At 47.3% G+C, this 10,616-nt stretch carries 8 protein-coding genes and 3 pseudogenes; 3 read left to right on the top strand and 8 right to left on the bottom strand.

What is annotated here, in order from left to right:
• Positions 1-406 precede the first annotated feature (406 nt).
• Positions 407-537, bottom strand: a pseudogene (locus AC58U0_RS35555) (sugar ABC transporter permease); the annotation flags it as partial.
• A gap of 327 nt (positions 538-864) precedes the next feature.
• Between AC58U0_RS35555 and AC58U0_RS35550 the strand changes: the two are divergent.
• Positions 865-1,806: an LLM class oxidoreductase gene (locus tag AC58U0_RS35550; protein ID WP_497383412.1), complete on the top strand. Its 942-nt coding sequence runs from the start codon at positions 865-867 to the stop codon at positions 1,804-1,806.
• Between the two features lie 240 nt (positions 1,807-2,046).
• Entirely contained in the window at positions 2,047-2,691 is a 645-nt protein-coding gene (locus AC58U0_RS35545) for a peroxiredoxin-like family protein (protein ID WP_497383411.1), read from the top strand.
• 237 nt (positions 2,692-2,928) lie between these two features.
• Here the strand turns inward: AC58U0_RS35545 and AC58U0_RS35540 are convergent.
• Together AC58U0_RS35540 and AC58U0_RS35535 are read right to left on the bottom strand one after the other, a co-directional pair.
• A pseudogene (locus AC58U0_RS35540) lies at positions 2,929-3,054 on the bottom strand (sigma factor-like helix-turn-helix DNA-binding protein); the annotation flags it as partial.
• An 11-nt stretch (positions 3,055-3,065) separates the two neighbouring features.
• On the bottom strand, positions 3,066-3,443 hold the full coding sequence (locus tag AC58U0_RS35535; RefSeq protein ID WP_497383410.1) for a TniQ family protein: 378 nt from the start codon (positions 3,441-3,443) through the stop codon (positions 3,066-3,068).
• A 339-nt stretch (positions 3,444-3,782) separates the two neighbouring features.
• Here AC58U0_RS35535 and AC58U0_RS35530 point away from each other — a divergent pair.
• Positions 3,783-4,045 (top strand): annotated as a pseudogene (locus tag AC58U0_RS35530) (IS4 family transposase); the annotation flags it as partial.
• An 11-nt stretch (positions 4,046-4,056) separates the two neighbouring features.
• Here the strand turns inward: AC58U0_RS35530 and AC58U0_RS35525 are convergent.
• From AC58U0_RS35525 to AC58U0_RS35505, 5 genes are all read right to left on the bottom strand, one after another.
• Positions 4,057-6,357 (bottom strand): beta-L-arabinofuranosidase domain-containing protein, encoded by a 2,301-nt coding sequence (locus AC58U0_RS35525; RefSeq protein WP_497317165.1) that lies wholly within the window; start codon positions 6,355-6,357, stop codon positions 4,057-4,059.
• Between the two features lie 92 nt (positions 6,358-6,449).
• A complete protein-coding gene (locus AC58U0_RS35520) occupies positions 6,450-7,535 on the bottom strand; it encodes a M24 family metallopeptidase (RefSeq protein ID WP_497383409.1) in 1,086 nt (361 codons plus the stop codon).
• A gap of 61 nt (positions 7,536-7,596) precedes the next feature.
• Positions 7,597-9,009: an NAD-dependent malic enzyme gene (locus AC58U0_RS35515; RefSeq protein ID WP_497383408.1), complete on the bottom strand. Its 1,413-nt coding sequence runs from the start codon at positions 9,007-9,009 to the stop codon at positions 7,597-7,599.
• Positions 9,010-9,040: 31 nt separating this feature from the next.
• The gene (locus AC58U0_RS35510; RefSeq protein WP_497383407.1) at positions 9,041-10,282 is read right to left on the bottom strand and encodes an NAD(P)/FAD-dependent oxidoreductase; all 1,242 of its coding nucleotides are present in this window, start codon (positions 10,280-10,282) and stop codon (positions 9,041-9,043) included.
• Entirely contained in the window at positions 10,279-10,614 is a 336-nt protein-coding gene (locus tag AC58U0_RS35505; RefSeq protein ID WP_497383406.1) for a (2Fe-2S)-binding protein, read from the bottom strand. Before AC58U0_RS35505 ends, AC58U0_RS35510 begins: the two co-directional genes overlap by 4 nt.
• Positions 10,615-10,616: the final 2 nt, after the last annotated feature.

The following is a 10,616-nucleotide window of genomic DNA, read 5'->3' as shown; positions in this document are numbered from 1 at the left end:
AAGGGACTCCCACCACTATCTGATTCTATCGTTCACCACTTTTATGGGATGTGAAATCCTGCGAACAAGCGAGCATACGTAAGAAAATCTAATCATTCTGAGGGAGGAATGAAAGGGCTTTGACCCGCCCCGACATGGGAGCGACAATCACTAAGGGCTACGTGGAGAATACGTGCAGCATTTGGAACAATTTGGGTGAGGCTACTTCCACCTCTGTTCCCGCACGCCTTCTAACAGATTAGCCTAGCAATCCTTACTCTTTTCATTCGTCAACCTATTCTAAATGGGATGAAATCCTGCGAATTCACGAGCTTTCGTGAGAAAATTAAATCATATCGAGGGAGCTTAACAACGCATGAACCAATTTAGGTACACAAAACGGAGGTAAATTCACCTAAATCAGAAAGGTCATCGCATAGATCAGGCCGAAAACGCCTAACGTCTGCAAGGTCACGGACATCATATTCGTTGTGATCGTATCCTTGATATACGGAATGTAATGCGCATCATGATTTGCCATTTGGACGCCCCGGATGGAATGACAGCCTTTATTTTTGTTTTGATCTCCATTATCGAGTACGTAGGAGTCATCGTCTCCATGCTGGCGCTCTTTCGTTACCCGATATCGCAACCCACAAATCCTCTTTACATCAGTCATCTGCTCATTTCTCTCTTACGCGTTTTCGATTATTGATTACATTTTTTTCATTTTCGGATTATTTTCTAGCAAAAAATTTGAGTATATTTGGGTTATTAAAACAGCTGATTTATACTGTTAAATCTAATGCTCGTAATAAATTCATGAATAGACGGCAATGCTACACACGACTTCGACAACCAAAAATGTTATTGAAGGTGAATAAAATGAATCCATTCGATAATCACAAAGGCTACAATCGGATCTACAAAGAAGGCGAATTGACGTTGGGCCTGTTTGTCCCAATTGAAAATTTCCGTACCCAGACACCAACGATGGAAAATCAAGTGGAATTGGCGCAAAAGGCGGAAAACTACGGATTCTCCGCACTGTGGTTTCGCGATGTGCTGTTAGAGGATCCCGGTTTCGGCGACCCTGCAGTTGGACAAATTTTCGACATGATGGTTTACTTGACATATATCGCTACTCAAACGAAAAAGATTGGATTAGGCACTGCCGCGGCCGTATTGCCGTTAAGACATCCTTTGCGTGTAGCGAAAGAAATCGCTTCTATCGATCGATTGTTTCCCGATCGCCTTATTTTTGGCGTATCTTCTGGAGACCGTGGAGCAGATTTTATGGGCTTAAATATTTCTGATGTCGGACGAGGAGAAGCATTCGTCGAGGCGTTTCATTTAATAAAAAGGGTTTTATACGAGAAATATCCGCCGGATCTTTTATTCGGTGCGAATCTTGTACCTAAACCGACAAAACGAATTCCGACATTAATTACGGGCCAATCCCAGCAGAGCTTGGAATGGAACGCAGAACACGGCGATGGTTGGATCTATTATCCGCGTAGCCCTTTCGAACAAAAGAATTCGATTAACGTTTGGAGAGAGTTGGTGGAGATTCATCATCCTGGCGTTTTTAAACCGTTTACTCAGCCAATGTATTTAGACTTGGCCGAAGACCCGAATGAACCTCCGAGACCCATAACAAAAGGCTATAGAATCGGAAGCAAGAACCTCGTCGAATTGTTAAATCTTTATAAGACTGTGGGAGTCAACCATTTAATGTTTTTCTTATACTATGGTCAAAGACCTGCCCATGAAGTCGTTCAGGAATTGGGCGAAGAGGTGTTGCCTGACTTCCCTCCGCATGAATAGCTTTCTATTGAGGGGGTTGTCCAAATCCCCGCCCCGCGGTTTTCACGAACACGCGCTGTAGTAATTTTAGGGTTAACAGAATCAACTCCGCGCCTCTTCCGGCTGCATCATTCGATCCTCATCACCGATTTTCAAACCTGCTTTCGATGCCCGTTCCGAGTTAACGGTTATAACGATATGATGATTCTGGTCAATAAAATGGATAGATCAATCCAATTTAACATAGAGGAGTGCGTTCAGATGTCAATTATAGCCGAATTAGAGCAAGCGAAGGAGGTATTTATCGCAAATGCAACAGAGGAGATGCAAGCGGGGGTTTTTCGTCACATGAAAGAGCAGCTTGAATCGGACATCATTTTCGGCTTGAAGGAAGGCAATAAAGCTCCGAATTTCACGCTGACAAATCCGCTTGGCGAGCAAGTAAGCCTGTATGACGAGCTTGCGAAAGGTCCGGTCGTTCTAACCTTCTACCGCGGCAGCTGGTGTCCGTACTGTAATATCCAGCTTCGGGCTTATCAACAATTGCTGCCGGAGATTGAGAAACTCGGCGGTCAATTAATCGCCGTCACGCCGCAAAGTCCCGACAACTCGCTGTCCCAAAAGGAGAAGGAAGAGCTCGCCTTCCAAGTAATAAGCGATCCGGACGGCCAAGTAGCGGAAAGCTACAACGTCCTCTATGAGGTGCCCGATTATCTTAAAACTGTCTTTATCAACAATTTCGGTCTTGATCTCTCTGCGTTCAATGCGACCGATCGTTGGATTCTACCGGTTCCGGCGACGTATATTATCGATAAAGAAGGCATTATCCGCCATGCATATGTCAATCCCGACTTTATGAAGCGGCTGGGGCCTGAGGAAATCATTGATCAACTTAAGAAGTTCTAAGGGAAGCGAAATAGATGAAGAAAATCTTGGCTATTTCATTGAAATAATGCTTTAATCTATTCAATAATTTCCTTCACTTGCGGTTCCCCCTCAACCTATTCCTTCAAACTTACAGTTTTAGCTTATCTTTAAAGAATCAAGCTTCCTTGTAATAACGGATCGCATTAAACGCCACCACTGCTTTTCTAAAGTGGTGGTGGCGTTTATATCGTGTTCTTTTAGTTCAAATTTGACCCATCATTTCTTCGCCTTATAAAACTCATGGTACAGCTTCATCAGCGCCGTCTTCTCGATCTGCAACACGTACGAGCGCGAGATACCCAGCTCTTTCGCTATTTCCCGCTGCATCAGCTCTTCTCCGCCCAAGAAAGCTCTCACAATAAACTATGAGTATTTCTCTCATCTAGACATAATGGACAGATCCGAGGTCTCGTTAAACTCGATCCAAACTGCCTAAACAAAAACTGCATGTTATCTGGTAATTCGAAATAATTTTCAGATATCCTAAATCCAAGTATCATTTTTTTTAATTCTTCACCCTCAAGTCGAAATACTTCATTAGGAATAAAAAAATCAATAGCTTGACTAGGAAATATTAAATTCAATGTTTTATTGTAGAACTTCCATCCTGCAAGTTTATAAATCCACATTGTTTCATTATAGTGGTTCTCCTCGGTAGCTCTTCGGACAAACCCTCTTAGACTCTCATTTAATTTTGGTTTTGGAGCTATTAAAAGTTGATTTTGCTGCAACGGGAACCTCCTTCACTTTTTTCCAAACATTATTCACTTATAATTTAGTATTTAATCTATGTTAAGGTGGTAATTTCTGCCAGACTATGTAAACTAAGTAATAGACTGACCAAAAAAACGAAACAGCGGCAGCCATGAACGAGAAAATAAGTCCTAGACTGTCGCTGTTTTATTGAACTAACGTTAACGAAAGAGGCAATTAAAAAATAAAAAAATAAGCACTGTTGATTTATAACAAACTCAAATTTCGCACCTTCTAAAAACTAGTTAAGCCTTATGGCTGCAAGGATTAATTGACAGAAAAACACCCTCTGTGTTTCAACTTTTGTTCTCACTCGGGGAGTACCTGTCATTGGTATGGTCAAAGAATTGAAGCAACGCTATCGCTTAAACGGCAAACTAATGACCTTAGAAGAGTTGTACGCAACAATTTCAAAGGGTAAGCCAACTGAAATTCTGGGATCCGTCATCGCCGAAACCTCTTGCGGATTACCGGTTAAGTTCGTGTTTGTTCAAAATCGTAACAAGCGCTTATCAGCACGGACTTGACCATAAGTGAAGACGAAATCGTGCGAATATATGGCATGCGTTGGACTCCAGAATATGGAGGAAATCATTGGGTAATCTTAAAATACGTATGATAGCGTTCATCTTGTACTTGATACAATGGAACAAACTTTATTCCATCCAAAACAAACGTCAAAGGGCTCTCCTTTTGTTGAATTATTTGTTCCAGAAACTCTTTTTCACTGTATGTCCAGGATATATAATCCCTTTCCTCGCTTATTGCCACCAAAACGTATGGTCCATAAGTAAGACTTTTAATGGTTTCGTTATCGGATATGCCCGTCAATCTCATTGAGTAGGGCATCGTCAGTTCGATTTCATCCTTCTTCCACGCTCTGCACAGCTTTAAATATCCGTGCTCATACTCAAGATTGCTGTAGATCTCTCCGTTTACCTTTACTTCAATTGGCTCTGATAACCAATTAGGAATTCTGAACATAATGGTAGTTTCAGGGCCGCCATCTAGATAGAATTTGACTGTCCCCAAACCGTTCTGATCCCGTTTCTGAATCAAGATGAGCTCCTTCTCGCTCCAATTCAATTGAGAGGGAATATACAAATTTACATACAATCTGTCTTCATCATGAAAATAGACGCCTTCTTGATATTTAAAATGATTTTCCAGGCCAGTTCCATGACAACAGGTATTTTCATGAGTATCAAATTTCTTAACAGATCCAGGCGCCATTGGCATAAAGTAGGTGGTGCCACCTTCTGCTGTTTTTCTGTTCTCTGTGGCAAGAATATGGTTATAGAGTGCATTCTCATAATAATCCATATACGCTTTACGCGGGTTAAACTGAAAAAGTTCTTTGGTCAATTTCAGCATATTATAGCTAGCACAGGTTTCCGCAGTCTTATCGGTAAGAAATCTTGCAATGGCGTTGGGCTCTTTAAACATTTCCGTCTCCCCGGTACCGCCAATTTGATAAATATGACTTTGTGTCACCATAGTCCAAAAGTTCTCTGCGATCTTATAATATTTCTTGTCACCCTCAACCTCAAACAGCTTTAACGCTCCAATAATTTGCGGGATGTGCTGGTTGGCATGCATATTCCCTAGAGTATCTACATCCTCTTTCATCGGGAAGAAGAGTTTTTCATTGTCAAAATATTTCGCCGCTATCAGATGATTTTTATTGCCTGTGATTTCATATAACTTGGCCAAAACCTCATTCATACCTCCATATTCCCCGGCAATGTACAATGACCACATTTTATGCAGCTGTTCCTTCAGAAGCCTGCTTAGTCGGTTGTGTACCCAATTGCCCAACTTATCGCAAATATCCAAGGCTTTTTGCTGTCCTGCAAGCTGATAACAATCCAACAGACCGGCCATAATTTTATGCAGCGTATAGTAAGGAGCCCATATTTCCGGATAAGTCGTGTACTGCTCCAGCAGATCGAACTGTTCTTCCGAATACGCGCTCAGGAAGCCCTGGCTATATCCCGCCTTTTCAGACATAGCTTTCTGGCATTCGCCCAATTCTTCAACCATGTATTGGATTTTCCTCAGCAGAACAAAATCACCCGTAGCATTATAAGCAAGTGCCAAAGAGGAGAGATAGTGTCCTGTTGTGTGCCCCTTCAGATTGCATTCCGGAGCATCCCACCCCGTCATCGGCTGTGCTCCTTTGGTGTCACCGGTAGCCGCCGCTCTGAAATTATATAGCATCTGATCATCGTCCACTGACTGTACATACTGCAGAAAACGGTTCATAGCCGCTCCAAATTCACTCTCCTTCTCCAGACTTACACTATGTCCTTTAAATTCTTTCAACCGCTTGGTATGATCGACTATTTCCTCAAAATTATCGCATATTTGAATATTGGCCACGGCCTTTAAATGGCTTCCTTCCAACTTACCATGGATCGAAAAGAATCCTTTTTGCTGGTAAGCCTCCTGTTTAACTGGGTCCCAGAAAACGTTGCTTACCGTATGACTTCCGGTATCATTTTTTACGATAACGACTGTCGGCAATTCTGGTCGTTCCCCTGTCTTTGACCGCACTAATATTGGATTTGCCGAAATAATATTTGCTTTATATTCTTCTTGGAGAACCGTTGCTACAAATGTCTTTTGGGTCACCTCTCCTTCACAAGTCACCGTTGCAATAAGAGTAACTCTCCGATTACCAACTCCATAGGTAGGTCTTGTTACCTTACCTGTATGGCTTATAAAAAGCTCCTTCGATTCCCAGTGGATTGAAGATCCGTATTTACCCATAAGCGGTAGATTCAAATCGGCCTCTACTGTATTTAAATTCCCCAAATAGATCGCATTGCCGTCCAATTCTGTTTTATCTTTCGCGCTTGCCGAATTAACGGCGTTCTCTTTGATCTCCATCTACGGTCCTCCTCTTTGTACGTGGCTCCATTCCTCACTCTGTTCTGAAAAATTTGCTGCTGTGACTTCCCGTTTTCTTGCGGTTGCCTTGCTTAACCGATAATCGTCAATGTTTTCTCAAAGGCATTAAGCACCTCGACGCCCGTCGAAGTGACGAGTACGTCATCCTCTATGCGAACCCCGCCGACATCCGGCACGTAGATGCCTGGCTCGATGGTCACAACCATGCCTTCAAGCAGTTGGTCCTGATTATCCCCGTGAAGCGACGGATATTCGTGGATTTCAATGCCAAGCCCGTGACCTAAGCGATGCATAAAATAAGGGCCATAGCCTACGGCGGTAATGTATTCTCGCGCCGTGCGATCTACATCGGCCATGATGACATTGGGACGAATCGCCTCAATCACCAGCAAATTGGCCTGCAGCACGGTTTCGTAGATTTCTGCCTTCTTGCTATCAATATCACCGACGGCGAACGTGCGCGTCATATCGGATAAGTAACCATCGACGCAAACGCCCATGTCGAACAAAAGCAAATCGCCGCGTGCGATTTTGCGGTTGCCGGTAGCTCCGTGTGGCAGCGCCGATTTTTCGCCGGTGAGAACCGTCGTAGAGAACGCAGGACTTACCCCCGACCGCTTCATGGCATATTCAATTTCTGCGGCAATCTCGATTTCCTTCATACCCACCGCAACCTTGCTGATGCCAACGCGCAGCATTTCTTCGGCAAGTCGAACCGCTTCCTTCATGCGCGCGACTTCTTCAGGAGATTTGATTGCCCGCATCCGGCACAGTGTCTCTTCTACGTCGACATACTGCTCAATGCCGAGCGATTGCGTCAATTCCTCGTAACGACGGACGGAGAGATGGCTCTTTTCGATCCCGACTCTCTTGAGCGCATGACCCACATGACTTTTCAGCACTATATAAGGATCTTTCGTATCGGAGTAGCCAAAAATCCGCGTCACCTGTGAAGCCTGCCTAGCCGCTTCGACATCCAGTTCTGGAACGATCAGAAACGGTTCCTCGTCCTTCGGCAAAATCAGCCCGAGAAAGCGCTCATGCGGCTCGGTCGCAAAGCCGGTCAAATAATACACACTTTTGGGAAGCGTAACGAACACAGCGTCCAAATTCATGGTTTCCATGCTCGTATACAGCTTTTGGATCCTTGCGTTCATTCCTTCCACCATCCATATTCGCAATATTTCCAATCGCCTGATCGGCCTTAGCCAACAGGGCTTATTCTGCCGTTTCGCGAGTCTGGTCCGGATCGTCTCCAGGAACTTCGCGGCGGCGCGCCACATTGGATTCGTAAGCAGCTTGAATGACCGCCTTACGCACCTGCTCGACTACATTACGGTTAAACACACTCGGTATAATATATTGCTCGTTCAATTCCTCTTCGTCGACCACCGACGCGATGGCTTTTGCTGCAGCGAGTTTCATAAGTTCGGTAACCTTCGTAGCGCGGCAATCCAGTACCCCGCGAAACATACCCGGAAAGCATAATACATTATTAATCTGATTAGGATAGTCGGAACGCCCGGTCGCCATTACGCGAACGATTCCTTCTACTTCGTCAGGACTAATTTCCGGTTCGGGATTAGCCATGGCGAACACAATCGGGTCGGCGGACATTTTACGCACATCCCCCGCCTTCAATAAGCCGGGACCGGAAACCCCGATAAAAACATCAGCATCACGGATCACATCAGACAACATTCCCGTCTCCATATCAGGATTCGTATGCTCTGCGTACCAGGCCCAAGCTTCGTTCTCGTAGTGCTGCCCCCGCACCAAGGCCCCGCAGCGATCAACGCCGATGATGCGCTTTGCTCCTGCCGCAAGCAATATTTTCGTACAGGCGTGACTCGCCGCCCCGACTCCGCAAATGACGATTTTGCATGCTTCAAGCCGTTTGCCGACAAGCTTCGTCGCATTGTACAGGCCCGCCAGCATCACGACGGCGGTGCCATGCTGATCGTCATGAAAAACAGGAATGTCCAATTCCTCGATCAATCGCCGTTCAATTTCAAAACAGCGCGGCGAGGATATGTCTTCCAGATTAATGCCCCCGAAAGTCGGAGCCATGCGTTTGATGCTTTGGATTATTTCTTCCGTGTCTTGTGTATCCAGGCAAATGGGAAAAGCGTCAACGTTGGCAAGTTGCTTGAACAGCATCGCTTTGCCTTCCATGACGGGCATTGCGGCCAGCGGCCCGATGTTGCCTAGCCCAAGCACGGCAGAGCCGTCTGAAACGACGGCGATAGTATTTCTCTTGATCGTGAGCGAGTAGGCCCGCGACGGTCTTTCCTGAATCGCCAGGCAAACTCTCGCTACGCCTGGCGTGTAGACCCGCGACAAGTCATCGCGGTTTTTGATCTTCATTTTGGAGGCTACTTCAATTTTCCCTCCGAGATGGAGCAGCATCGTTTGGTCGGAGACATTGATGACCTTGACGCCTGAAAGCCCTTCTAGGCACTGAACGATATGTTCGGCAAGAGCCGGCTCCGTCGTTATCGTAATGTCGTGAAAGGTCGTCTGCTTGCCCGCCCGGCTAACATCGACGGCTACGATATCTCCTCCCGCTTCGCCAATCGCTGTCGCGATTTGCCCGAAAGATGTCTTGGCTTGATCGGTCTCCAGACGCAAAATGATATTTGTGCTGCTTCCCTTATAACCCTCATTTCCTTTGCACCTCAGCTTCCATCGTTCCCTGCCATTTGCGGTACAAGCTGCGCCGCGCCTCCGGGATGCCCGGCTGAAATTGAATCAGCGCCTCTGAGCGAACCTGCCGCACCTCTTCCAGAGCCTGATGAACCTTTTCTTCGCCCCTGCTGCCCAAAATCCCGGAATCGCAGCAGATCGATGCGGCGGCTAGCCTGCCCTGCGCCATCGAAACGAGCGCGCTTTCGACTCCCGTGATGTTGCCGGCCACATACAGCCCGGCCAGCGTCGTTTGCATGCGCTCGCTGTGTAGGGGAATGTGCCCGCCAAGCTCCTGAACATAAAGGAAAGGGCAACCCGCTACTGCCGCAAGTTCAGCCAGCGGATACAGACCGCCGGCAATCGCCACGAAGTCGACGGGCTCCTCGCGCTCCGATCCTGCCACAAGCTCGCCGGCGCCAGTTACGCTAGCAAGCGTAACCGATTCGACCCGATCCTTGCCGTTGATTGAACAGACGGCGGTGCGCAGCCTGAGCGGAATATCCCATATTTTGATTCCGCGCTGTGGGAACAGGCTCGTGATCAGGCCTGTCAGTCCCATCGCTTTGGCCAATTTGCCGCCGCTGCGTAGCAGCGGGGAAGGAGCCAGATGGGACAACCCCATTAACGTTTCCAGATTGTTCCGCGGCACCGCCGCTTTTCCCGCAGTCGAGCCGCCCGGCGGCAGCACGATGCCGGCCAGTTCAACGCCGCTCACCGCAAGCTCTCTGGCAATGGCCATCGCCAGCACATTGACGCCGACAATGATTCCCCGTCTGCCCGGTTTGACGTAATGGACATTGGTCAGCACCTGGGCGGCGCCGATTGACATGACGCCAGGCAACGTCCAGCCTTCTACTGGCAGCGGCAATTCTGCTGCTCCTGTCGCCAAAAGCGCATAAGGGGCGACAAAAACGCCGACCGATGTCGATATTTCCCAGCGGTTCCCAACTCTGCGCATGTCGTAAACGGATGCGCCGCACTGGATATCGACGCCGAGCTTGCGATTTCGCTGGATAAGCTCCTCGGCGATATGCTTGCCGACCCACCAAGACCCATGTTCCTCGTGAAATTGCCCAGGCATCCGGCCGCCGGGCTGCGGAAATTCATCGACAATCATCACCTGCAAGCCTATTTCCGCTGCGCCCGCCGCTGCTGACAAGCCTGCCGGACCTGCACCGACGATGATCAGATCGGACTGCTGCCGTTTGAAGCTCATGGCAATTCCCTCCTGGTTATTTCATTGGGCAATTGCTGCCCTTCCCTGATGCTCATGCCAGGCTCCAAAGGCGTCAAACATGCCCGAACGATGCCTTTGTCCGCAATATGGACTCTGCACTCCATGCAATGGCCAATTGCGCAGTACAGACCACGGGGGTTCCCGGATTCTTCATGTCTGCGCAACGTGCGGATGCCTGCCGCAAGCAGGGCGGCGGCAACGGGTTCTCCACTGCGGCCGGTCATCGGCTTCCCGTTAAACGTATAGTCAACGATTTCATGGGGGGCCTTTCTGCCCAGAATCGGATGTTGTTCAATGCGCATAGATTCCATCG

Source organism: Paenibacillus sp. J31P190 (assembly GCF_059692075.1).
Note: the sequence above shows the minus strand (reverse complement) of the source record. Positions and strands in the feature narration are given on the sequence as shown.